General features: G+C 63.5%; 19 protein-coding genes. 16 read left to right on the top strand and 3 right to left on the bottom strand.

Translation table 11 applies throughout. The features are described from left to right. Together KA184_04575 and KA184_04570 are read right to left on the bottom strand one after the other, a co-directional pair. On the bottom strand, positions 1–1081 hold a 1081-nt coding region (locus KA184_04575; protein MBP8128834.1), incomplete at its 3' end, for a hypothetical protein. A gap of 109 nt (positions 1082–1190) precedes the next feature. Next, entirely contained in the window at positions 1191–2378 is a 1188-nt protein-coding gene (locus KA184_04570) for a hypothetical protein (GenBank protein ID MBP8128833.1), read from the bottom strand. A gap of 550 nt (positions 2379–2928) precedes the next feature. Between KA184_04570 and KA184_04565 the strand changes: the two genes are divergently transcribed. From KA184_04565 to KA184_04515, 11 genes are all read left to right on the top strand, one after another. Continuing rightward, complete coding sequence (locus KA184_04565) at positions 2929–4122, top strand: right-handed parallel beta-helix repeat-containing protein (protein MBP8128832.1); 1194 nt, start codon at positions 2929–2931, stop codon at positions 4120–4122. A gap of 139 nt (positions 4123–4261) precedes the next feature. Beyond that, the gene (locus KA184_04560) at positions 4262–5122 is read left to right on the top strand and encodes an alpha/beta hydrolase (GenBank protein ID MBP8128831.1); all 861 of its coding nucleotides are present in this window, start codon (positions 4262–4264) and stop codon (positions 5120–5122) included. Between the two features lie 151 nt (positions 5123–5273). After that, positions 5274–5900, top strand: a complete 627-nt coding sequence (locus KA184_04555) for a DUF2239 family protein (GenBank protein ID MBP8128830.1) — start codon at positions 5274–5276, stop codon at positions 5898–5900. Positions 5901–6072: 172 nt separating this feature from the next. Then, on the top strand, positions 6073–6471 hold the full coding sequence (locus KA184_04550; GenBank protein ID MBP8128829.1) for a GntR family transcriptional regulator: 399 nt from the start codon (positions 6073–6075) through the stop codon (positions 6469–6471). A gap of 1 nt (position 6472) precedes the next feature. Continuing rightward, positions 6473–7396 carry an ABC transporter ATP-binding protein gene (locus tag KA184_04545; GenBank protein MBP8128828.1) on the top strand — a complete coding sequence of 308 codons (924 nt, stop codon included), beginning with the start codon at positions 6473–6475 and terminating at the stop codon, positions 7394–7396. 3 nt (positions 7397–7399) lie between these two features. Next, complete coding sequence (locus KA184_04540) at positions 7400–9115, top strand: hypothetical protein (GenBank protein MBP8128827.1); 1716 nt, start codon at positions 7400–7402, stop codon at positions 9113–9115. A gap of 203 nt (positions 9116–9318) precedes the next feature. Further along, positions 9319–10920, top strand: a complete 1602-nt coding sequence (locus KA184_04535) for a thiamine pyrophosphate-binding protein (GenBank protein MBP8128826.1) — start codon at positions 9319–9321, stop codon at positions 10918–10920. Beyond that, positions 10907–11446, top strand: a complete 540-nt coding sequence (locus tag KA184_04530; GenBank protein MBP8128825.1) for a 2-oxoacid:acceptor oxidoreductase family protein — start codon at positions 10907–10909, stop codon at positions 11444–11446. The genes KA184_04535 and KA184_04530 overlap by 14 nt, the downstream gene beginning before the upstream one ends. Before the next feature lie 21 nt (positions 11447–11467). Then, positions 11468–12796, top strand: coding sequence for a phenylacetate--CoA ligase (locus tag KA184_04525; protein MBP8128824.1), 1329 nt, complete (start codon positions 11468–11470; stop codon positions 12794–12796). Between the two features lie 22 nt (positions 12797–12818). Further along, entirely contained in the window at positions 12819–13259 is a 441-nt protein-coding gene (locus KA184_04520; GenBank protein ID MBP8128823.1) for an ACT domain-containing protein, read from the top strand. A gap of 68 nt (positions 13260–13327) precedes the next feature. After that, on the top strand, positions 13328–14872 hold the full coding sequence (locus KA184_04515) for a sulfatase-like hydrolase/transferase (GenBank protein ID MBP8128822.1): 1545 nt from the start codon (positions 13328–13330) through the stop codon (positions 14870–14872). A gap of 153 nt (positions 14873–15025) precedes the next feature. Here the strand turns inward: KA184_04515 and KA184_04510 are convergent, their stop codons facing one another. After that, positions 15026–16219: an exo-alpha-sialidase gene (locus KA184_04510; protein MBP8128821.1), complete on the bottom strand. Its 1194-nt coding sequence runs from the start codon at positions 16217–16219 to the stop codon at positions 15026–15028. A 154-nt stretch (positions 16220–16373) separates the two neighbouring features. Here KA184_04510 and KA184_04505 point away from each other — a divergent pair, with 154 nt between their 5' ends. From KA184_04505 to KA184_04485, 5 genes are all read left to right on the top strand, one after another. Next, the gene (locus KA184_04505) at positions 16374–18668 is read left to right on the top strand and encodes a carbohydrate-binding protein (protein ID MBP8128820.1); all 2295 of its coding nucleotides are present in this window, start codon (positions 16374–16376) and stop codon (positions 18666–18668) included. An 86-nt stretch (positions 18669–18754) separates the two neighbouring features. Further along, entirely contained in the window at positions 18755–19342 is a 588-nt protein-coding gene (locus tag KA184_04500) for a sigma-70 family RNA polymerase sigma factor (GenBank protein ID MBP8128819.1), read from the top strand. Between the two features lie 10 nt (positions 19343–19352). Continuing rightward, complete coding sequence (locus tag KA184_04495; protein ID MBP8128818.1) at positions 19353–19844, top strand: zf-HC2 domain-containing protein; 492 nt, start codon at positions 19353–19355, stop codon at positions 19842–19844. A 941-nt stretch (positions 19845–20785) separates the two neighbouring features. Then, entirely contained in the window at positions 20786–22747 is a 1962-nt protein-coding gene (gene acs / locus KA184_04490) for an acetate--CoA ligase (protein ID MBP8128817.1), read from the top strand. 99 nt (positions 22748–22846) lie between these two features. After that, on the top strand, positions 22847–24110 hold a 1264-nt coding region (locus KA184_04485; protein ID MBP8128816.1), incomplete at its 3' end, for an MFS transporter.

The following is a 24110-nucleotide window of genomic DNA, read 5'->3' as shown; positions in this document are numbered from 1 at the left end:
GCAGGAAGTGGCTGTGATGCCGGACGTGATTGAAGCCGTATTCCCGCGCTATGGCGATCTTCCTGCGGTAGACCGCCTCGCAGGACGGCGCGGCCATCGTCTCCGGGTAGATGGCGTCGTCGCCGTAACCGCGCAAGAAGAACGGCTGCCCGTTCAGCAACAAGCGCGGCCCATCGACCGTGATCCACCGAAAACCAAAACGCGTCGTGACGGAATCGATCTCTGTGCCGCCATCGGCGAGCGACAACCGGGCCGTGTACAGGTGCGGCGTGTCGGGCGTCCAGAGCAATGCGCCCGGGACCGTAATCTCAACCGCGCCCAGCGGCGATTCCCGCGTGGCCTCCGCTCGGCCAACGGCGTTTCCGTCCTTGTCGCGGACCTCCACGGACAGCGCGGTGCCCGACGGCGGCGCGCCCTTGACCGTTGCGGACACGCGGCATCGCGGTGGGTCGATGCTGGGCTCGACGAACAGACCTTCCAGGTGCGCGGTGCTGCGGGCCTCGATGCTCACATGTCCCCAGATGCCGCCCCAGTACGTGTCCATGTAGTCGATGATGTCCCAGGCGCCGATCATCGTGTCGATATCCCAACGTTGTTCGGAATCGACACGGACGGCGATCACGGCCTGCGTGCCCGGTGCGGCATGGTCGGAAATATCGAACTCGAAGGGCGAGAGGCAACCGATGTGCTCTCCCAGGAACACGCCGTTCACCCACACGGACGCGTAACGATGCACGCCGCCGAAGCACAGGAACACCCGGCGCCCCGCCCATGCGGCGGGCACGTCGACCTGGCGCTTGTACCAGCCTTTGCCAATGAAATGGTGGCGCAGTTTGTCGGTCTCGCCGCCGAATCCCTGGGCTTCCCACGCGCCTGGCACCTGGATCGTGTCCGCGAAGGCCGTCGAACCAGCGAACCACTGCTCGGACTCGCCGGCGTTCCGCGGGTCCATCCGGAACGACCATGCGCCGTCCAGGTCAAGCGACGGGCGCTGTTCGCCCCACGCGGGACCGGCGAGAAAACCACACAAGACCAAGCCAGGAAATCCAGCAAGAATCCATAGCACACTCCGACACCGCATGGCGATTCCCCTCCGTTGTCATTCGGTTCATCGTCAGTGTACACCAACTTGCGCGACGGGGCGTCGGAAGTGCGCGAGTCGCGCAGCGGCCATGTCCTCCGGTTGCCCGTCAATTTGCCACGAAGCTGAGGATGCGCGCCGCGTGGCCCGTGCTTCCGGGATTGCGCTCCGGTGACATCGTCACACGGAGCCGGTGCGGCCCTTGCGGCAGGTCCTCGGCCAAGACACGGCATACGGGCCGGTGAAATTGCGCGCAGTAGCCGTCAAAGAGGTCAAGTTTCCGCGGCGGGCCGTCGTCAACGGCGATTTCCAGGATACCCGCGTCCATGCCCGCGATGGCGGAGATGCCAATCAGCGTGCCATCGAACGCCAGTTCAAACGCGGCGCCGGGCGTTTCCGCCGCGAGCACGGCCACCGCACCCCCGTAGTTGCACTTTTTCTCCGTGTCCCACTGAGGAATCCGGCTCCACCCGGCGCCCGCCTGCGCCTGTCCGAACGGAATGAAGCGCCCGCGTTCGTAGTTCAGCGGGTCGAGCGGCGGCGGCAACGCGCGCGCGCTCGGCCGCGCATCGGCGGGCGGCTGCTGCGCCCAGGCCGCCGTAAGCATCGCGTCGATGCATTCCGCGTATATCGCGTGGCCCATTCTGAGGGGATGACACGTATCCGCCGAGAACTGCGGCCAGTCGAACTCGCCCGCGCCGATCCGCCGCGTCACTTCTTCGGCCAGACAGAGAACGGGAATGTGGTAGCAGGCGGCGATTCTCTCATGGTCCTCGATGACTTGCGGCGTCTCGCCCTTCCCGTAACTTTCCACCTTGTCCGTGTCCGCGAAGTAGAGCATCAGGATGTCGATTTCAGGACAGCGCGCCCGCGCCTGACGGACAATGCCCTCCATGGCACGGAGGCGCCGGTTGTCCGGCACCGGCTCACCGGCGTCATTTACGGCGAATTCGAGGAACAGGAGATCCACCGGTCCGTTCTTGAAGACGTCTTCCTGCAAACGAAACGCGCCGTACGTGGAGTTCGTCCCGCCGACGCCCGCATTGATGAAGTCGAACGCCGTGTCCGGAAACCGCTTCCGCAGGAGGTCATACGTGAGATCGCGCCAGCCCGGGCTGGCCGTGATCGACCCGCCGATGAACGCCACGCGTCCCCGTTTTGCGCGTTCAAACACGAGGCGGCAGTTGTCCAGTCCGTCCCCAAAGCGGTATAGGGGGCCCGGCGCGGCGAGCACCGGCGCGGCAAGCAGAACAGCGAGAATGGCGGCGGCAAGTGCGCGCCTGACTTTTGTCATCATGGGAGCGGCTCCTGAAGGTTTGGCGCCGGTATGCTATGCGATCGGCTCGCATGACTCAATGCGCCGGGCAAGTCTTGTCGCCGTGGCCGTGCCGGCGGGCGAGACTGCCCCCTGCGCGGCCTCGCGAACTGCTCACTGAACCGTAGAAGCGAATTGCGTCTTGCCCTCGGTTGCAGTCGCAGCTTGTCGCGTGTGGCACAATGATGTTATGAATTACTATGTGCTGGTTCTTTGTGTCACATGTTTGGCAGGAAGACCGAGTCGCAAGGCGTTAAGAAGGCGGATGTTGTCAAAGAGGGAGAACCCGACATGGGCGACAAAGGAAAGAAGGACAAAGGGAAACGCGAGGTCCAGAAGAAGGCCCAGCTTACGTTGATCGAGAAGCGGAAAAAGAAGAAAGAAAAGAAGCTGGGCAAATAGTCCCGCCCGGTGCGCGAGAACGCACGCGCTCTTGACGATAACCCGCGATTGGCTGGTCGGCGGAAGCAGAACCGACGGGGCATTCGCGAGCCGGAAAGGTGTGCCTTCCGCTGAACGAAGACGAACGCGCATGACTTATCGAGTACTGTTCTCGTTGTTCCTGCTGGTGGCCGCCGGCTGTGCTGCGCGGTCGCGGATTACCTGCGAAGAGTCGCCCGCCTTCTTTCGCATTGGCCCCTTTCCCGCTGCGGATGCCCCCGGACATCAGTCGCGGATTCAGGCCTGCCTGGATGGTGCGGACGGCGCGCACGCGGTCTTCCAGTTTGAGCCCGGAGACTATGTCCTCGCCGGCCCGCAAGGCCTGCGGGTGCCCGGTCATGCCGTGCTGCGGATGGAGGGCGCACGGTTCTTGCTGGACGAGTCCATAGCAGAGGACGGCCAAGCCTTCCTGATCGCGAACGTCAGCGATGTGCGTCTTTCCGGAGGCGAGATTATCGGGGCGAGGCACACGTGGGATCCCGGGGTCAACGTGGCGGGGGTCCGGATAACCGGTAACGCAGGCGAAATCCACATCGATGCCCTCGCCTGCCGCGACCTGTCCAGCAACGCCGTGGGCGTGTTTGGCGCGGAAGACGCGCCTGTCCGTGGTGTCTTCGTCACAAACCTTACAGCCGTCAACTGCTGCAACGAATACAGGGATTACCTCGACGCACATCCGGGCCCCGTTCCGGGCAGCGACCGGCGCGATCAGGGCACCGTGGCGTTTTATTACGTTGACGGATGGAGCGTGGAATCCAGCCGCCTTGAGGGTTCGCATTCGGACGGCACCCACTTCTTCCAGTCCCGCAATGGGCGTTTTGTGAATTGTACCGTGGCGGGAAGCCGGATGGGCGGCTACTTCCTCGAAGGGTGCGAGAATGTGCTGGCCTGCGGCAACCTCATCCGCGACAACGGGTCGCGCGGCGTCACCATCGAACGCGACAGCCGACGCTGCACGCTCGCTTCCAGTCTTGTCGAATGCAGCGGCCGCGAAGGCCTGTGGATGCCCGACGCCTGTTCCGTCATCGTTGCGGACAACCTTTTCATCGAGAACGGGCAAAAAGATGACGGGGACAAAGACTGTGAGATTCGCCTGGACGACACGGACGCTTTCGCGACGCAAACGCGGGACGTGCGCATCGAGGGCAACATCTTCCAGTCCAGCGCACACCAGACGGCCGTCATATTCTGCGGCCCGGGCGTCTCCGGCATCGAGACCGGCGCTAACACCTTCCTGGGACCTGCGCCGCAACGCCATGACGCCGCCCTCGAATCCCCAAAATAATCGCACCCCGCCGTATCGGGAAGTCACAAGCGCGGCACCGCCCGTGCTCTCCGTTGATTTCCGGGCACGCCCGGACTACAGTGAGGGTTGACGCGACAGCAAGCGAGCGTCGATGGCGGCAGGCTGGAGGACGGCGCACATGCGTTACCGGCATTTCCTCATGGCGATTCGAACCACCCCCGCGCAATGGGCCGCGATCCCGCTGGCGCTGCTGGCTCTGTGCGGATGCCCGGACGACGACCACGTTGTTCCGGACCTGACCGGCGTCACGGTGCAAACCCTCGAATACGGCCGCGGCTACGTTGCGGGCGGCGAAGCCACCTCGCCACTGTACGCCGACCTCTATGCCGCAATGGACACCGCGCCCGACGAACTGGTCGTTGTGATTCATGGAGGCGGCTTTGAAGAAGGTTCCCGCGCCGCGCGTGAAATCGTATGGCTCTCGGCAAATATCGCGCGGGCAGGATATGCCGCGCTGGCCATCGATTACCGGCTCGCGGGCGATGCGCCGCCCGCGCCGGACGACTGGTCCGTGGACCTGCTCCGCGCCATGCACGCCGCCAGCGTGGACCTCTTGCAGGCGTTGCGTTGGGCCGCCGCGCAAGGGTATGCCCGCGTCTTCGTGGCCGGCGAGTCGGCGGGGGGCATCGCCGCGGTACAGACGTGCGCAGCACCCGCGGATTTTCTGCAGGACCGTGCGGACCTGCCCGGCCTCAACACCGGAGCGCCCGCCGACGTCGCCGCGCTGGTCGTGCTCTGGGGCGGAGCCGGACTCGCAGAAATCGGACCCGGCATGCCGCCCGTCCGCATCGTCCACGGCACCGAAGACAACACCTTCGGCGCTTCTTCGCTGGATGCGTGGTCGCTGAACCGGCGCTTGGAGTCGGCTGGCGTGGAATGTGACCTCGTCTGGCTTGACGACTGGGACCACGGCGCGTGGATTGCTGAAACGGATTACGGCGACATTTCCGCCGTCACCCTGGACTGGTTCGCGCACTGACCCGGTCTCTTGGGGAGGCCGAAGTCCTCTTGCCCGTTCTCTAGAGCCTGATTTTACCCGGATAAAATTGAAAAAGTAAAATTACCCTGGTAAAATTAGCCGTGCCCGGACTACGATGCCGGGCTTCACCAAATGAAAGAGGAGAGGACTTGTGCAGGAGAAACGCACCTATACGGCCTTCGCCGGGGACCGCCTCATATTTTCGGGCGAACTGACGGCCATGCTGCGACGTGCGAAGGCGTGTCTCGATGCCGGGGAAACGGGAACGGTCCTCGTCTTCGAAGACCAGACGGGGAAACAGGTCGACTTTGATTTTCGCGGGACCGCCGGGGACGTGGCGGCGCGCATCGCGGAGCATCCGCATTTCGCGTCGCAACAAGCTCCACGGCCCCGAAAAGGGCCCGGGCGGCCCTACCTCGGCGTGGTCGGCGGCGAGGTTTCACTGCTGCCGCGGCACTGGGACTGGCTGGGACGGCAGCCCGGCGGGATTTCTGCCACCCTGCGGCGGCTCGTGGACGACGAGCGCAAGCGCGGCAGCGCCGGTGAGCGCGCGCGTGAGGCTTGGGACGCGGCCGGCAAGTTCATGTGGGCCATGTGCGGCAATCTGCCCGGCTTTGAGGAAGCGTCCCGCGCGCTGTACGCCCACGACGTTTCCAGGCTCGACGCCCTGATTCAGGAATGGCCTCCGGACATCCGGGACCACCTCCGCCGCCTGGCCCTGGAAGCCGCACGGCTGGAACAGGAAGCTGCGGCCCGGACCGGCCGCGGCGGGGTGTAATCCGGGCAAGGCCGGCCCCCATTGGCGCGCCCGCGGACGCGGGCCTTGGCCGGGAGCGGCGGGAAATACCAGCCAGCCGGCCCCTGGTCTCCGGGCTGCAAGTTTTCAAATCTCCCCTTGACAAAGGCGCCAGAATGTATTAAGATATTAATACATTCGGACATTGAAGACGATGCACATTCACCTTTCAACGGACAGCGGCTTGCCGATCTACCTGCAGATCGTGAACCAGGTGAAATACCTCGTGGCGTCATGCCAGTTGGCCCCCGACGACGAGTTACCGTCGATCCGGGCGCTGGCGGAACGCCTGCTCATCAACCCGAACACCGTTGCGCGGGCGTACCGGGACCTCGAGGCGGCGGGCATCGTGACCTCGCGCGCCGGGGCGGGCACGCGCGTGGCGAATCTGGTGTCGCCGCTGGCGCGGCGCGAGCGATTGCGCATCGTGCGCGAGCGCATCGACGCGCTGCTGGCGGAGGCTCGGCAACTGGGCTTTGACCTGGACCTCGTGCTCGATGAGGTCCGGAAACGGGGTTCGGAAATCCTTCCTCAATCGGTCAAGGAGGAATAAGATGGGTGCGGAATCGGTGGTTGCAGACACGGTGGTACGCGTGGAATCGCTAAGCCGGCGCTTCGGTAAGAAAATCGCGCTGGACAATGTCACGCTGAGCATCCCCGAGGGCTGCGTGTTCGGCCTGGTCGGCGAGAACGGCGCAGGCAAGACGACGTTGATCAAACTCCTGCTCGGGCTGTTGAAGCCGGCCTCGGGTACGGTGCGCGTGTTTGGCAGCGACCCGGTGAAAGACCCGGAAGGCGTGCTGGCGCGCATCGGGTATCTCAGTGAAAACCGCGAGATGCCGGACTGGATGCGCGTACACGAAATCATCCGGTACACGCGCGCGTTCTACCGCACCTGGGACGCAAAATACGCCGCCGAATTGCAGGCGTGGTTCAGGCTTGACCCGGGCATGCGCGTCCGCAACCTGTCGCGCGGCCAGCGGGCGCAACTCGGCTTGCTGCTCGCGCTCGCGTACCGGCCCGAGTTGCTGCTGCTCGACGAACCGTCATCGGGACTCGATGCCGTCGTGCGGCGCGACATACTCGGCGCGATCATACGCGCCGTGGCCGAAGAAGGCCGCACCGTCGTGTTTTCGTCGCACCTGCTCGACGAGGTCCAGCGCGTCGCCGATGTGATCGCGATGGTCCACGAAGGCCGCGTCGTGCTGTGCGCGCCCATGGACGAGATTATGCAGCGCTACCGCAAGCTCGCGGTGCAATTGCCGGAAGACATGCGAATACCGCCTCAACTGCCCGGCGCATCCGGCTGGGAAGGCGCCGGCCGCGACTGGACCGTCCTCGTCGAGGACCACACGCCCGGTGTCGACGAAGCGCTCGCCGCGCAGGGCATCCAAATCGTCCGCGACGAACGGCCCAGCCTCGAAGACGTATTCGTCGCGCGCGTCCGCGCGGGCCGCGCCCCGCGCGCGGAGGTGTAAGCCATGAGAGATTGGGAAAGCGCCCTGGACTGGGAAAAATGGCGTAGCATACGACTTCCCCTCGCGGTCTTGTGCCTGCCGCCACTCTTGCTGGGGGGCTTGGCATGCCTGTACTGGCATTCTGGGAATGCTTCATTCGCGCGCGCGTGTCAGGAGATGTGCGGCTCGTTTCAGGTCATTGACGGCATGATCCTGATTCTTTTCCTCCTGTTTGTTCACGGCCAGCGGGGCGATCTCCATCTCGGGCTGGATGTCACGCATTTCAAGCTGCCGGTTCGCAGTTCCCGATTGGCTCTCGCGCACCTGCGCTTTGGATTTCTGGCGCTGGCGGGATACTCTTTCGTCAGTCTCTCGCCTATTCTCTTGTTGGTGCTGACGGGGCAACCGCTTGGGCCGCGTCTTGCAGAGGTGGCCCATGGTCCCGTCTTTGTGCGTGCCCTAAGCACATTTGCAGCGGCGGCGGGAGGTCTTGCGCTTCATCTGATGCCTTATTATCTGTGCGCACAAGCGGTCTGCTGGTGGCTGGGACCCGCCTCCACGGCCGGCGCGATTATCGCGGTGGCGGGATCGAGCCTGACGCTGGCGTATCTCGGGTTCGGACTGTTGCTCAAATACCACTTTGCGGCGTTCCTGACACTCATGGGCGGCGTTTCTCTGCTCAGCGCCCTGCTCTGTATCGTCGCGGTCCGTCTCCAGCGCACGGGCGTGCTGACCACTGCAACCCTTCGCGGGCTGCTCCAATCCGTAATGAGGAATCCCGGCGCCGCTGGAAGCGAATTTGAGAACGCGGAACAGGCCCACCGCTGGTACGAATGGCGGCGGAAGGGGCGCCTATTTCCCTTGGTGTTCACGGTGATTGCCGTCGCGAATCTCGCTTTGGCACTGATTTCGCCTGGCACATTCTGCGGCCTTTGGGGCGAACCGTGGGGCAATAGCTTCCGGCTCGGAGACTCCCCGATCCCATATTTCGCGTTCATGCTTGAGCAGACGCAGTTCCTTCTGTTCATGTGCGCATTGCCTATCGGCCTGATCGTATCCGCATTTGCTTACCGGGAGTATGTCTCAGGAGTAGCTGTATTCCACTTTACGAAACCAGTCTCGACCAAGGAACTGGCGCGGTCGTACGGGTGGGTTTCAACCCGTGCCTGCTTGGTAAGTGGCGCCGTGCTTGTCATCGCCCTCTCACCGTCGGTATTCCTCTGGACGCCCGAACTGCCGAATTGGGCCATAGGATTGGGTCTGAGTCAGGGCGGCGGCTGGGCATCTTGCCTGGCTTTGGGAGCCCTCTGGGGAATCACACTCCTTGGCGTGTTCATCGTGACATGGATGGCACTCACTCTGGGGTTTCTCCTCCTGGGCTACCTCGTCCCTATTGCCCTTATCGTCTTGCTGGTGGAACTTGTATTTGGTCCTTCGGCCGCTCGTGACGCATACGTCTTTCTGCAGGGCGCCTGTATACTGCTTGCCGCCATTTCGTCGGGTGCCGTGACATACGCCGCGTCGCGCAGACGGATATTGGACCGCAAAGACATCGTCCGCTTCATCGCTGCCTGGCCGTTAATCGCGATTGGCCTTGTCATTAGTCAAGCCAGGACGGTCGGCTTGTCTCTGGATGCGTCACCCGTGATTTCCATAATCTTCACAGCCCTCCTGGCGCCTCTTGTCACGCTGCCCTTTGCCCTCTGGTCCCTGATCATTGATTGGCAGCGGCACCGCTGATGCGTCCGCGCCGCTGGCTTCGGCGTTTTCCAGACGCCGCGCCTCGACCGCACGCGGCGGCCGGTCCTTGCGGCTGGGGCCCTGTTCCTTTCGGGTGAGACGCACTGCTTCGGGTTTCTCGCAGTATTATTGGCTCGTCACCGGCTCGCGTCTTGACTGGTCATAGGCGCGTGCAGTGTAATCCGGAAAAAGAGGCGCGTGTCGTGGACGCAGGCACTCATCCCGTTCTTTTAAGCGGCAATGCCGCAGTGGCGCTGGCCGCGCTGCATGGGCATGTCCGGTATGGCTCGGGCTACCCGGGCACGCCGTCGACGGAGATTCTGGAACAGTACGCGGCGGCGGGCGGCAATGCGTCTTGGGCGCCAAACGAAAAAGTGGCGCTGGAGACCGGGATTGGCGCGGCCTTCGCGGGCGTGCGCGCCATGGTCACCATGAAGCACGTGGGCCTGAACGTCGCCGCGGACCCGTTCTTCTCCGCGGCGTACACGGGCGTGGAAGGTTCGCTGGTGATCGTGTGCGCGGACGACCCCGGCATGGCCTCGAGCCAGAATGAACAGGACAGCCGCCGCTATGCCATAGCCGCGGGCGTGCCCACGCTGGAACCGTCGGATTCGCAGGAAGCCTACGATTACATGCTCGAGGCGTTGCGCCTGTCGGATGCGTGGGACATGCCGGTCATGCTGCGGCTCACGACGCGGGTCTGTCATTCGCAGAGCATTGTCGCGCCGCGCGAACCGGAACCAGACCCGGCGCAAGCGCATTTTGAGCGGAACATCCGCGGCCGCGTGATGATCCCCGGCCATGCGCGGCCCGCGCACCGGCGGCTGCGGGAGCGGTTGCGTCGCATCGCGGACTGGAACGAGGATACCGCGCTGAACACGGAGCACGGCCCGGGCGGCGCCTTGGGCATCATCACGTCGGGCGTGGCGTACCAGCACACGCGCGAAGCCGCGCCGGACGCGGACCTCCTGAAACTGGCGATGGTGTATCCGCTGCCGTATGAGCGTATCCGCCGTTTCCGGGCGGAACACGAACGGTGTCTGGTCATCGAGGAGGGGGACCCGGTCCTCGAGGAATCGCTGCTGGCGCACGGTATCCCGGTGGAGCGGCGCCCGGAGTCCTACCGGTTCGGCGAGTTGAACGTGTCGCGCGTGCGCAGACGGCTCTCGGGCGAACCGGAGGAACAACAAAAACTGCCGCCGGACAAGCCGCCACAACTGTGTCTGGGCTGCCCGCACCGGTTCGCCTTTGCCGTGCTGCGCAAGCTCGATTGCATTGTCGCCGGCGATATCGGCTGCTACACGCTGGCCGCGTTGCCGCCGCTCGAGGCGATGGACAGCCAGCTCTGCATGGGCGCGAGCATCGGCATGGGCCTGGGCCTTCGCTACAGCCTTCCGGAAGCGGAGGCGAAGCGCGTCGTGAGCGTCATCGGCGACAGCACCTTCTTCCACAGCGGTCTGACCGGCATCGCGCAGATGGTGTATTGCCCGCCGCCCAGCGGGCATGTCGTGGTCATTCTCGATAATGGCACCACGGCGATGACGGGACTGCAGGGGCACCCGGGCACGGGCAGGACCCTGCGCGGCGATTACACGCACGCGATTGCGCCGGAGAAGGTGGCCGAGGCGATGGGCGTTGACCACGTGGCGGTGGTCGAGGAATTGGGCGACCTGGAGGGCGCGTTGCGGGCGGCGCTGGACTGCCGCCGCCTGAGCGTCATCGTGCTGCGGCGGTCGTGCCGCCTGCTCGAAAAGAAACAAGCGGCCTTGCAACAGACGGAAGCGCGTGCTCATGAGCAGGGATAAGGTCACGAACGTCGTTTTCGCGGGGCTGGGAGGCACGGGCGTTATCAAGGCGTCGGACATCCTGGCGCATGCCGCCTATCTCGAAGGCTACGACGTAAAGAAAGCGGAAGTGCACGGTATGAGCCAGCGCGGCGGCTCCGTGCGCAGTGAAGTGCGGTTCGGCCGGCGCGTGTTCAGTCCGATGCCGCCCGCGGGCGAAGTGGAGTACCTGGTGCTGCTCGAAGCATCCCAGTTGGACAACAACCGGCACCTGCTCGCGCCGGGCGGGCTGTTGTTCGCGCCGGAAGCCATGGAACTTCCGGAAGGGAGCGACGGACTCGCCATCGCGCAGCCGGGCGGCAAGGCGCACAACGTGACCATGCTCGGCCGGTTGAGCGTGCACCTGCCGTTGAAAGCGGACTCGTGGGCGCAAGCCATCGAAGCCTCGTTTCCAGCGCGCTTGCTGGACGTTAACCGGAAGGCGTTTCAGGTGGGCGCGGCGCATGAACGGGCCCGCTACGGGGACCGCGCGGCGGGCGTGCCGTAACACAGAGGAAGTGGGAACAACATGAAGGCGAACCCGGAGGCCGTGCCGAGGCTGCAGGCCATCAGCGCGATGGATTTTCTGCCGCAGGCGCAGTTGCGCGCCCTGCAACGGGACCGGCTGCAAACCATTGTGCGGCACACGTTCGACAATGTGCAGCTGTTCCGTGAACGCATGTTGGAGCGGGGCCTCACGCCAGACGCAATCTCGTCGCTGGAGGATATTCAGCGGCTGCCGTTCACGGTCAAAACCGACCTTCGAGACACGTACCCCTTTGGCCTCTTCGCGGTGCCCATGAAGGACGTGGTGCGGCTTCACGCATCGAGTGGCATGACCGGCAAGCCGATTGTCGTATCCTACACGCGGCAGGACAAGGACATGTGGGCGGAGGTGATGATGCGCGCCTTCGCGTCCTACGGCGTGACGCAGAACGACATCGTGCAGAACGCGTACGGGTACGGCTTGTTCACCGGTGGTCTCGGCGCGCACTACGGCGCGGAAGCACTCGGAGCCATGGTGATTCCCATTTCAAGCGGCAACACCGACCGGCAACTGATGACCATTCGCGATTTTGGCGTCACCGTGATCTGCTCGACGCCCAGCTATTTCCTGCGGCTCATCGAGCGCGCCGGCGAACTGGGCATCGACCTCATGTCGTTGCCGCTCTCCGTCGGCGTTTTCGGCGCGGAACCCTGGACCGAGGCCATGCGCAAACGCATCGAGAACGGCGCGGGCATCAAGGCCTACGACATCTACGGCCTTTCGGAGATTATCGGGCCGGGCGTCGGCGCGGAGTGCTACTGCCAGCACGGGCTGCACATTTTCGAGGACCATTTCTACCCCGAGATTATAGACCCGCGGACGCTTGAACCGCTGGCCGACGGCGAGGAGGGCGAACTGGTCTTTACCACGCTAACGAAGTGGGCGATGCCGATGATCCGCTATCGCACCCGGGATATCACGCGGATTATCGCCGAACCGTGCCCCTGCGGGCGCACGGTGCGGCGCATTGCGCGGATCAGCCGTCGCAGCGACGACATGATTATCATCCGCGGCGTGAACGTGTTCCCGTCGCAGGTCGAGGCCGCGCTGCTCGCGGCGGAAGAGACGCTGCCGCATTACCAGATCGTGCTGACGAACGACGGCACGCTGGACCGCATGGAAGTGCAGGTGGAAGTAACGCCCGCAATACTCAGCGACAAAGTCGGCGCCCTCCGCGAACTCCAGGAGCGGCTGGCGCAGTCTATCGAGCGTATCGTGAACCTGCGCATCCCCGTGCGCCTTGTCGAACCCAACACCATCGCGCGCAGCGAAGGCAAGGCCAGGCGCGTGATCGACAACCGGCCGAAATGAACGCCGGGAAAAGGGTCTGACCATGAAAATACAGCAGATATCCGTCTTTCTCGAAAACAAGCCCGGGCGCACCCTGCGCGTCTGCGAGGTGCTCGCCGGCGCCGGCGTCGACATCCTTACGCTGACCTTGGCCGACACCAAGGATTTCGGCGTGTTTCATCTCATCGTGCGCGACCCGGCGAAAACGAAGCAGGTGCTCGCCGATGCGGGATACGCCGTCAACACCACCGATGTTATCGCGGTCGAAGTCGAGGACCGGCCCGGCGGGCTCGCTTCGATCCTCGCCGTGCTCGCGGAACACGCCGTCAACATTGCCTACATGTATGCCTTCACGCACGGTGCGGACCGCAAGGCGGTCATTATCATCGTCTTCGACGACCCGGGCGCGGCATTGGCCGTGCTGCAGACAGCAGGCGCGCGTACGCTGACGCTCGCGGAACTCGGCGGGCGCGCGGGCACGTAGCGCCGTCTCCCGCCAGCTGGATTGAGGCCGCGGAACGGGAATGCCAGATTGGGAGGGGAGATACTCGCATGTTTCTCAAGACTGATCGCCGAGTGTTCCTGAAAGCGGCTGCGGCGGCCACGGCAGCGGCCGCCATGCCCGGCCCCCGCGCGCAGGCCGCACCCCGGCGGAAGCCGAACCTCCTGTTCCTCTGGACGGATGAACAGCGCGCGGATACGATCGACGTATATGGGAACCCGCGCATCCAGTCGCCGAATCTCTCAAGGCTTGCCTCGGAGAGTGTGGTCTTCCGCAACGCTTACGTAAGTCAGCCGGTGTGCACGCCGTCGCGCGCGACCGTTATGACGGGGCTGTGGCCGCACCAGAGCGGCTGCACGCAGAATAATGTCGCGCTGGCGCAGGACACACGAACCCTGCCTGAGCTCGCGGCCGGCCCGGATTACCGCACGGGCTATTTCGGCAAATGGCATCTGGGCGATGAGCTTTTCGCGCAACACGGCTTCGAGGAATGGCGCAGTATCGAGGATATTTACTCAAGGTATTTCAGCGAAGGGCGCGACCCGGCGTCGACGAGCAGTTATTGCGCCTGGCTCAAGAACCTGGGCCACAAGCCGGATGGCGGACGCGGCGACTTCAGCCGGGACTTTGCCGCCCGGCTTCCGCTCGAGCACTGCAAGCCGAAGTACCTGGAGCGCGAGGCCTGTGATTTCCTGCGGCGGCATCGCGATGAGCCTTTCATGCTGTTTGTGAACTTTCTCGAACCGCATATGCCGTTCACAGGGCCCCTGAACGGCCTGCACCGTCCCGAGGACGTGATTTTGCCGACAAATTTCGATGACCCCATCGAAGAGAACGAGCCGGAGGCCTATCGCGAACGCGTGCGCAAGTATGTCACGACGAACTACGGGACTGGTGTTGATTTGACGCAGGAATCGGGCTGGCGGCAATTGATCGCACAATATTGGGGACTTGTCAGCCAGGTGGACCGCAGCGTGGGAGCGATTCTGACAACGCTGGAAGAACTGGGGCTTGCCGGCGACACGATCGTGGTATTTACGTCCGACCACGGCGACATGATGGGTTCGCACCGCATGGTCGAGAAGAGCGTCATGTATCAGGAAGCGATACGCGTGCCCTGGATGATGCGCGTGCCCGAATGGGGGCGCCGCCAGCATGTTGTGGAAGGACATGTAAGCCAAATTGACCTCGTCCCGACGCTGCTCGAACTGCTGGGCGCGCCCCCGCGCGATGACCTTCCCGGAAAGAGTCTCGCCAACGTCGTGCGAGGCGAAGCTTCGCTCACGGATCCCGTTTTTGTGCAGTGGAACGCGCCGGAAGCCATGGCCGGGGGCAGAAATCCGGGCGGCGCAATACGCGACGCCTCAAAACGGCAGGGACCTTCCACCCGAGCGGTCATTACCCAGGATGGATGGAAATTGTGCCTGAGTGATCGCGACCGGCATCAGGTATTCCAATTGGCCGCCGACCCTGGTGAGACCACCAACGTTTTCGGCAAGAGCGAGCACCGGGAACGCGTGGAGCGGCTGGCACAGTCGGTCCGCGACTGGCAACGCCTCGTGGGCGACCCGCTGGCGCTGCCGCCGGAAATCTAGTTACCGTCTCGGAGCGTCAGAGGCGAGTTTCCTTATGAGCCGCTGATGAACGCCTGTAAACGCAGACAGGAGGACTTCCATCGGCGTTCATGGGTGATTAGACGCCTCCTGGCTGCCTGTCTCGGGCCGCGCCGCGCCGCTCTTGCGCGCGCGTTAGAGCGGCGGCAATTCGACTTCCACGAATCGGGCCTCGCGGCGGTTGCGATCATATGAGAACACCAGGCGGCCATCCACGATCAGCGGGCAGGGATAGGCGAGCGAACCGCCCGTGATCACGTCTTCCTTGAGGTACCAGCTTTCCGTCTCATCTTTGCTGAGCCATATGGACAGTGGATCGCGCCTGGCGTTCTGGCCCACGACGCCGCCGACGGCGTTGTGGATCAGCGCGATGCGTCCATCAGGCATGCGGATGAGCGCGGCCAGGCTCGTCGGGTTGGGGATGTCCGTTTGCCATGCGTCCGTCCAGGTGCGGCCGTTGTCGGAGCTTTCGGCGCGCCACAGGAATCCGCCGTACTCCGCGCGCATGAGCATGACGACGCGGCCGTCCTTCAATTGTACCGCCGTGCTTTCGAGCAGACCGAGCGGACGATTGCGGATACCCGCGTGCTCGACCAAGCCGCGCAGTTCGGGGTCCGCGGTGGTCAGGGCCGAACACCCGTGCAGGTGCGTAAGGAATTTGTTCGATTGCGCCGCGGCCCCGGGGCCGGGCGGCAGAGCCAGCGCCTCGGCCTCGCTCGTCGCCTGAGCGGTCGCGGGAATCGGCCCGGCAAGCGGCACGAGCCGCTTCTCGAAGAAGGAGGTGGGCAGCAGATACTCGCCGTTCCTCAGTTGCACCGGCCTGCCGACCATGATGTTGTCGGAGTCGCGAATGCGCAGCGGTTCGCGTGGTGACCAGGTGTTCCCGTTGTCGGTCGACTCCATCCGGAAGTAATGCCAAATCGTGTAATGGAATTCGGAAGGCCATTCCGCGCCGAGCGCGATGACCTTGCCCTCCCGTGTCACGTGCATGACCGTCAGCGCCCCGGCGTGTTCTCCTGCTTCCACCAGCACGTAAGGCTCGCTCCAGGTCTTGCCCTTGTCCGTCGAGCGGGACGCGAGCACGTTGTTATCGGTCGCCGGTTCCGTATCGCTGCCGGAGAGCCACCAGCAGAGCAGGCCGCCGTTCGGCATTTGCGCAAGGCACGCGCCGCACGCCAGGCGATAGGTCGCGCCGTTGTGTTCCCAGCCCCGGTTGCCGTCGAACACGACCGTCTCGCGCACCTCGATTCGGCGCGTCTCCGGGCCCTGCGGGATGGCAGCCCCGGCGCGCGTCAAGATAAGAATGGCGATGGCCGCCGTTCGCGTCATGGCGTGGCTCCGGCAGTTCTTGCGTATGGCCTGGCAATGTACCACAGCGTCCGCAGGTAGCCGAAACCGTTGCGCCTGTGGCACACTGGCGCGGGAACAGGCATAACCACGGCGCCGCATGCCGCCTGGTGGAGCAAAGCAGGGAGAGAAACCGATGAGACTGGCAATACTGTTTCTTGTGTTGGGCGTATTGGCCGTGCCGTGTGCCGCCGTTGCGCAAGGGGGCAGGGAATACCACGTTTCCGTGAATGGGAACGACACCAACGACGGCACACCGTCCAATATGCTGCGGACCATTTCAGCGGCTGCGCTGCGCGCGCAACCGGGGGACGTCATCACGGTCCACGAAGGCGTCTATCGCGAACAGGTCAGCCCGCCGCGTGGCGGCCATTCGGACGCGCAACGCATCGTATATCAGGCCGCGCCGGGCGAGCGGGCCGAGATTAAAGGCTCGGAGGTGGTCACCGGTTGGGAGAAGGCGCAGAATGATGCGTGGAAAGTGACCCTGCCAAACAGCTTCTTCGGCAATTTCAATCCCTACGGCGATTTGATTCATGGCGATTGGTTCGACCCGCGGGGGCGGGAGCATCACACGGGCGCCGTGTACCTGGATGGCGATTGGCTGGTCGAGGCGACGCGCTTGGAGGAAGTGCTCGCGCCCGCGGATGAGGTTCCGTCATGGCTGCGGCAGGCGGGCGCGCAATATCTGCTTAACGTCGCCTGGCTGCAACCGGGAGGCGCCTCCTCCAGGCTGGCGCGCATTCCAGCGGCCGGTTTCGCGGCGAAAAACGGCACGCAAAACGCGGAATGCTCCGAAGGGGGCGAGTGCATCGGCTTCATCCTGAACGGGCATTGGGTGCGATACGAGGGGGTGGACTTCGGGGAGAAGACGGGGCTGCTGGAGATGCGCGCGGCGTCGGCCTCGGACGGCGGCGTCATTGAGGTTCGCTTGAATGCGCCGGACGGCGAACTCCTCGGCAGTTGCGCCGTGCCGAACACCGGCGGCTGGCAGTCGTGGTCCAGTTTCGAGACGAAGATAAAGCCCCTGAGCGGCGTTCAGACGATATGCCTCGTGTTCAAGAGCAACACGCCGCAACCCGTTCCGGCGGATGTCTCCTTGTGGTATGCGAAGGTGGACGATACGAACACCACGATCTGGGCGCAGTTCAAGGGCGTCAATCCCAACGAGCGTCTTGTCGAGATCAACGTGCGCCGGACGGTGTTTTACCCGGAGATGCCGGGCATCAACTACATCACCGTGCGCGGTTTTACCATGCGGCACGCCGCGACGCCGTGGGCGCCGCCCACCGCCGGGCAAATCGGCCTGATCGGTACGCACTGGAGCAAGGGCTGGATCATCGAGAACAACATCGTCAGTCATTCAACCTGTTCCGGCATCGCGCTGGGCAAATACGGCGATGAGTGGGACAACACGTCGGCCAATACCGCCGAAGGATACGTCCTGACCATCGAGCGCGCCCTGGCGAACGGCTGGAACAAGGAGACGGTCGGCTCCCACGTCGTCCGCAACAACACGATATCCTACTGCGAACAGACGGGCATCGTCGGCAGTCTGGGCTGCTCCTTCAGCACCGTAACGGGCAACACGATCCACGACATCCACGTCCGGCGGCTGTTCTCGGGCGCGGAAATGTCGGGGATCAAGTTTCATGGCGCGATCGACGTGGAGATTCGCGGAAACCACATCTTCAGGTGCTGCCAGGGCATCTGGCTGGACTGGATGGCCCAAGGCGCGCGCGTTTCCGCGAATCTGTTCCATGACAACCCGGACCAGGACCTGTTCGTCGAGGTCGACCATGGCCCCTTCGTGGTGGATAACAACATCTTTCTCTCGCGGCGGACCCTGCTCTCGTTGTCGCAAGGCGGCGCGTACGTGCACAACCTGATGGCGGGCGGACTGCACATCAATCTCTTCGATGGCCGTCTGACCCCGTTTCACAAGGCGCATTCGACGGAGCTTGCGGGCATGCACGACAACCCCGCGGGGGACGACCGCTATTACAACAATATCCTGGTTGGGCGCGCCGACCTGAGCGCTTATGACGACGCCCGGTTTCCCGTGTTCATGGACGGCAACGTCTTCCTCAACGGCGCAAAACCGTCTAAGCACGAGGCGAACCCCCTGGTCGGCCGGGACTTCGACCCTGCGGTTGCGCTGCGGCTGGCGGAGGACCGGGTTTCGCTCGAAATACGCCTGGACAGCGCCTGGGCCGCGGCACGCGCGCGCAGACTCGTCACGACCGAACTGCTGGGCCGGGCCGCAATTCCCAATCTGCCTTATGAAAACCGGGACGGCTCTCCGCTCCAGGTCGGCGCCGATTACTTCGGCGCGCAGCGGAACACGGCTAATCCGTTCCCCGGCCCGTTCGAGTGCCCGGACGGGGGCGACCGGGAATGGACGGTATGGCCGGCCGGCGCGCCGAAATGAGACAGATTATCGGCTGGGGGTCCGTCAGATTCCTTGATCCTTTCGGGGCCCGTTTGTCATATACTGTATGTTGAGGGCAGAGAGACATGTCCGACGAAACGGCCGTAGCGGACATTGCGTTGATGGCGCGCGTCCGGCTGGGAGACGAGAGCGCCTTCGAGGAGTTGCATCGGCGCTACCAGCGCCGGGTGCTCGCGTTCTTTTTCGGCATGGCGGGCGACAGTCACGCGGCGAACGACCTGTGCCAGGAGACGTTTCTGCGCATCTGGAAAGTGCGCCGCCGCTACCGCGCCACGGGGGCGTTTCCGGGCTATCTGTTCGGGATCGCGCGGATGGTGTGGCTGGAGCGCTGCCGCGAACAACGCAAGGTGCTGCGGCTGGGGCAGCGGGAACCGCTGGACGAATATCCGCTCAGCGACCCGGCGCCGCACCCGGATGACCGGGCGGCGCGGTCAGAGGCTTCGCGCCGGATCGGCGAAGCGATCGAAGCGCTGCCCGATGAGCAGCGCATGGTGTTTGTGATGCGTGCTCTGCGCGGATTGTCGCTCGAGGACATCGCCGCCGCGCTGGACTGCCCCATCAACACGGTCCGGTCGCGCAAGATATTGGCGGTGAAGAAACTGCGTCACGCTCTGGCTCCCTTGTTCGCGAGCCGGGCGGAGAGTGTGCGCTGAGGAACAGGGTATGACGGAATGCCGGAGAGTTCGAAGCAAATTCACGGACTACGTGGACGGGGAACTGCGCACCCCGGACCGGGAAGCGGTCGACGCGCACCTTTCCGTTTGCAGCGCCTGCCGGGAGGAATTCGCTGAGCACCGGTATTTCCTGACCACGTGCGATGAGTTCCTTGTACCGGACGGACCCGTCTATTCCTTCGCTGGCCTGCGCCCGCGCATGGCCGATATCGAGCCGCTGGAAGAGATCGTCGCGTTTGTGCCCAAGGTGCGCATCCGTGGGCCGGTACCCCGTTTTGCCGTATCTTGCCTGTTGATGCTCCTGGCGGGTGGGCTGCCCGCCACGTTCCGTTTTGGCCGCGAGATGTATCACCAAGCGCGGGACCCTATCATCGCCTACACGGACCGGGTAGAGGAGCAGTACCGTGCGGCGTGGGATACGGAACACGCCGCCGAACTGGACCGCGCCGAGCGCGAGAAAGCTAAAGACCTGCGGGTCTGAGCCGGGGCAGTCAGCGGCACAAGCTAGCCGGAACCGCTTTCATTTATCCCTTTAGAGTCTGGTGGTTTGCCTTGCTGCGCCGTTTGGGTCATTCCCGTTCTTTTAATCCCTTTCCCCAAGAAGCGAGAACGCCACAACACTGGGACTTGTTATGGCGCCACTCACGGATATAATGCTATGGGACGGATCACCGGTTGTCGGGACAAACAACCGGGCGAAGTTTGACCGGCGAAGTTCCGGCCCCGACCTCCTTGTCGTTTCGCCTTGACCTCCGTGTCTCGGCCTCGCATTCCTTCTTATCGGCAGGACAGGTATTCTCTTGAGTCTTTGATGACCGGGGCTTGTAGTGGAACCCTGGAGGGGCTTTCGTGCAGGAACGGCCTGCGGGCGCGGAGTCACGCAATATGCGCATCCGGGGGGACTTGCCGCACCGGACGATGCTTCCACTTCGCCCGCACAGCCGTGGGCGCGCCTCATGGGTTCGGTATTGCGGCCAGACAGGGGAGGGTCAGCGCGCAGGACATCGGAAGACGTTCGCGGTGGGCGGGCTCGGGCCGGCCCCGCATCTCTCAACCGGCAGCCGTTCAAATATGATTTTGGCACGCATGCCGCGGAAAGCGGAATGCGCGAATGGTCACGGGACTGTGGAAGGGACGAAAGGCCGCCGAGGTTGCGCGGCGGCGGTTGTCGGGGTATCCTGCAATTCTGGGGTTGTTGCAGTTGCAAACGGGGGGAGAATGCGTTACAATGCGCGCACCCTATCGACCGGTAGGTATACACCGGCCGGGCATGTTTGCCCGAACCCCCGCAAGGGACAGGGCAGTGTGCACGCGCTGCGGCGTGTATGTGGAAGCTAATTCCCGCATTGTGAAACTGCAGTCAAAGCGTTATGGAGGTTCTGTGACATGGGGAACGAGGTAAAAAAAGCCATCAGTTCGTTGATGACCGAAACCCGGACGTTTCCGCCGCCGAAGTCCATTCAGGAGGTGGCCCACATCAAGTCCATGGAGCAATACCAGGCGATGTGGGAGCGTTCCATCAAGGACCCGGAAGGATTCTGGCTGGAGCAGGCCAAGACCCTGCACTGGTTCAAGTTTCCCAAGAAAGCTCTCGAGTATACCTGGGATACGGCAGGCCGGAATGTCAAGCACACGTGGTTCGAGGACGGTCAACTGAATGTCGCGTACAACTGTCTAGACCGCCACTTGGGCACGCCTACGGAAAACAAGGTTGCGTTGCTGTGGCAGGGCGAGCCGGAAGAAGACGTAATCAAGATCACGTACAAGGAACTGCATGAGCAGGTCTGCAAGTTCGCCAACGTGCTCAAGAGCCTTGGTGTCCGGAAAGGCGACCGGGTATGCATCTACCTGCCGATGATCATCGAGCTGCCGATCGCGATGCTGGCGTGTGCGCGCATTGGCGCTATCCATTCGGTGGTTTTCGGCGGGTTCAGCGCCGACGCCATCGCGGATCGCAGCAACGACTCGGACTGCAAGCTTCTGGTCACGTCGAATGTCTCGCTGCGTTCGGGCAAGCATATCAGCCTCAAGCAAATCGCGGACGAGGCCATGTCCAAGGCGCCGACGCTCAAGAAGTGCATCGTCGTGAAGCGGAATCCTGAAGCGTGCCCGATGACGGAAGGCCGTGACCTGTGGTGGGACGACGTGATGGCGGCGGCCAGCGCCGATTGCCCCGCCGAGAAGATGAACGCGGAAGACGAATTGTTCATCCTCTATACCTCCGGATCGACGGGCAAGCCGAAGGGCGTCGTGCACACGACCGGCGGTTACCTGCTGCACGTTTCGCTTTCGCACAAGTACATCTTCGACATCCAGCCGGACGATGTCTATTGGTGCACCGCCGACATCGGCTGGGTCACGGGTCACAGCTACATCGTCTACGGCCCGCTCGCGAATGGCGGCACGTCGGTGATGTTCGAGGGCGTGCCCACCTACCCGGATGCCGGGCGCTTCTGGCACATCGTTGACAAGTTCAAATGCGCCCAGATTTACACGGCTCCCACGGCCATCCGCGCGCTTATTCAGAAGGGCGACGAGTGGGTTGAAAAGTACGACCTGAGTTCCCTGCGCGTGTTGGGTTCGGTGGGCGAGCCGATTAACCCCGAAGCGTGGATGTGGTACTACACCAAGGTCGGCAAGGAGAAGCTGCCCATTGTCGACACGTGGTGGCAGACGGAGACCGGCGGCATCCTGATCAACCCCCTGCCCGGCGCGATGACGCTGAAACCCGGCAGCGCGAGCCGGCCCTTCTTCGGCGTGGACCCGGTCATCCTGCGCGACGACTCGAGCGAGTGCGGCCCGAACGAAGGCGGCAAGCTGTGCATCCGCAAGCCGTGGCCCGGCATGATGCGCACCACGTGGGGCGACCATGACCGGTTCATCGACACGTACTTCGCCATGTATCCGAACATCTATTTCACGGGCGACGGTTGCCGCAAGGACGATGACGGCGATTACTGGCTGATGGGCCGTATTGACGACGTCGTGAACGTGTCCGGCCACCGCATCGGCACCGCTGAAGTCGAGAGCGCGCTCGTAAGCCACGAGAAGGTCGCGGAAGCTGCCGTGGCGCCGATGCCGCACGACATCAAGGGCCAGGCGCTCTACGCATACGTAACGCTCGTGGGCGGGGTCGAGCCCAGCGATGCGTTGCGCAAGGAACTGATCAATCACGTGCGCAAGGAGATCGGGCCGATCGCCGCGCCGGACATCATCCAGTTCGCGCCCGCGCTGCCGAAGACGCGCTCGGGCAAGATCATGCGCCGCATCCTGCGCAAGATCGCCGAAGACGCCACGGACCAGATTGGCGACACCACGACGTTGGCGGACCCGCACGTGGTCGAGCAACTGGTGGAAGAACACAACAAGTTGCTGAAGAAATAACGGCGGAAACGGGGGAATGATATGCGGGGAAGACAGGAGCCGGACGTGTAGGCGCGTTCGGCTCCTTTTTACTCATCACCAACGCTGGAGACTCGTGTCATGTCATCCGAAACCAAGGTCATGAATCGCTGGATTGTCGTGATTGGCGCCATCCTGGTTCAGCTTTGCCTGGGCGCCATCTACGCCTGGTCCGTTTTCACAGGCCCGCTTCAGAAGAGTCATGCTGAGGAATTTCTGTTGGCGGACCCTTCCCTCGGCGTCGAAAAGGAATACTATGAGACAGCGCGGCGAGAAGGCACAGATAGGCGAGACCTATTCGTTATCCGAGATAGGGAGAGGTTTGACGCTGCGCGTGCACAGTACACACAGTTGAAGTCGGCGATTGCCGATGCTAAGGCAAACGGCGATGATGCCGCGGGAAAAATCGCGGAAGAAGACTTGAAGGTCTTCCTGGGTAAACTGGACGGTGTATGGCTGAGGTCCGTGCTTGATAGTGAGTCGATAAGCGAAGCCGGCATATATGCTTTCACCGCCACGGAAACGCAATTCATCTTTTCTGTCGGTCTATTTACGTTCGCGGTGGTCATGGCCCTCGTGGCGGGCAACTGGCAGAAGAAGGTCGGGCCGCGTGTTGTGGCCATGACAGGCGGCATCGTGCTCGGGATCGGCTATGCCCTCGCGGGGCTGGCAGGCACGAGTTTCTGGGGCATTCTCGTTGGCGTGGGTGTGTTGGGTGGCGCAGGCATCGGCCTCGGCTACGTATGTCCCATTGCAGTGCTCGTCAAGTGGTTCCCGGATAAGAAGGGCCTCATTACGGGTCTCGCCGTGGCCGGTTTCGGTTTCGGGGCCTTGATCTGGATCAAACTGACCAGCGGCTTTGTGTTCGGCCCCGTCGATCTCACGCCTGGCTGGACCGGCCTGTTTGGCATGGGCTGGACCGTGAACCAGGTCTTCATGCTCTACGGCGGTCTCTTCGCGGCGCTGGTCGTTCTCGGGTCGCTCGTACTGATTAACCCGCCGGGCGGCTGGCTTCCCGCGGGCTGGACGCCGCCGAAGGGTGCGGCCGCGGCCGCCAGCGGCGGCGACGACTATACGACCGGCGAAATGGTCAAGACGCCGCAGTTCTGGGGCCTGTTCTTAATCTTCATGGTGGGCGCCACGGCTGGGCTGATGGTCATCGGCGTTATTGCGCTGTTCGGCAATGACGCGCTCACGGCGAACGGCATTGCGCCGGATCAGGCCAAGATCATGACGGGCACGGCAATGGGGCTGTTTTTCGCGCTGATGAACGGCCTTGGCCGTATCGTCTGGGGCACCATTTCCGACAAGCTGGGCCGGCGGAACTCGATTGCGCTGATGAGTC

It is taken from the genome of Candidatus Hydrogenedentota bacterium, from assembly GCA_018005585.1.
Classification (GTDB): Bacteria; Hydrogenedentota; Hydrogenedentia; order Hydrogenedentales; family JAGMZX01; genus JAGMZX01.
This window is presented reverse-complemented; position numbering and strand designations above follow the sequence as displayed.

Bases quoted from the DNA above. Each gene is read 5' to 3' on its own strand.
- KA184_04570 (MBP8128833.1), bottom strand. From the start codon at position 2,378: ATGATGACAAAAGTCAGGCGCGCACTTGCCGCCGCCATTCTCGCTGTT.
- KA184_04565 (MBP8128832.1), top strand. From the start codon at position 2,929: ATGACTTATCGAGTACTGTTCTCGTTGTTCCTGCTGGTGGCCGCCGGC.
- KA184_04560 (MBP8128831.1), top strand. From the start codon at position 4,262: ATGCGTTACCGGCATTTCCTCATGGCGATTCGAACCACCCCCGCGCAA.
- KA184_04550 (MBP8128829.1), top strand. From the start codon at position 6,073: ATGCACATTCACCTTTCAACGGACAGCGGCTTGCCGATCTACCTGCAG.
- KA184_04545 (MBP8128828.1), top strand. From the start codon at position 6,473: ATGGGTGCGGAATCGGTGGTTGCAGACACGGTGGTACGCGTGGAATCG.
- KA184_04540 (MBP8128827.1), top strand. From the start codon at position 7,400: ATGAGAGATTGGGAAAGCGCCCTGGACTGGGAAAAATGGCGTAGCATA.
- KA184_04530 (MBP8128825.1), top strand. From the start codon at position 10,907: ATGAGCAGGGATAAGGTCACGAACGTCGTTTTCGCGGGGCTGGGAGGC.
- KA184_04525 (MBP8128824.1), top strand. From the start codon at position 11,468: ATGAAGGCGAACCCGGAGGCCGTGCCGAGGCTGCAGGCCATCAGCGCG.
- KA184_04520 (MBP8128823.1), top strand. From the start codon at position 12,819: ATGAAAATACAGCAGATATCCGTCTTTCTCGAAAACAAGCCCGGGCGC.
- KA184_04515 (MBP8128822.1), top strand. From the start codon at position 13,328: ATGTTTCTCAAGACTGATCGCCGAGTGTTCCTGAAAGCGGCTGCGGCG.
- KA184_04510 (MBP8128821.1), bottom strand. From the start codon at position 16,219: ATGACGCGAACGGCGGCCATCGCCATTCTTATCTTGACGCGCGCCGGG.
- KA184_04505 (MBP8128820.1), top strand. From the start codon at position 16,374: ATGAGACTGGCAATACTGTTTCTTGTGTTGGGCGTATTGGCCGTGCCG.
- KA184_04500 (MBP8128819.1), top strand. From the start codon at position 18,755: ATGTCCGACGAAACGGCCGTAGCGGACATTGCGTTGATGGCGCGCGTC.
- KA184_04495 (MBP8128818.1), top strand. From the start codon at position 19,353: ATGACGGAATGCCGGAGAGTTCGAAGCAAATTCACGGACTACGTGGAC.
- acs (MBP8128817.1), top strand. From the start codon at position 20,786: ATGACCGAAACCCGGACGTTTCCGCCGCCGAAGTCCATTCAGGAGGTG.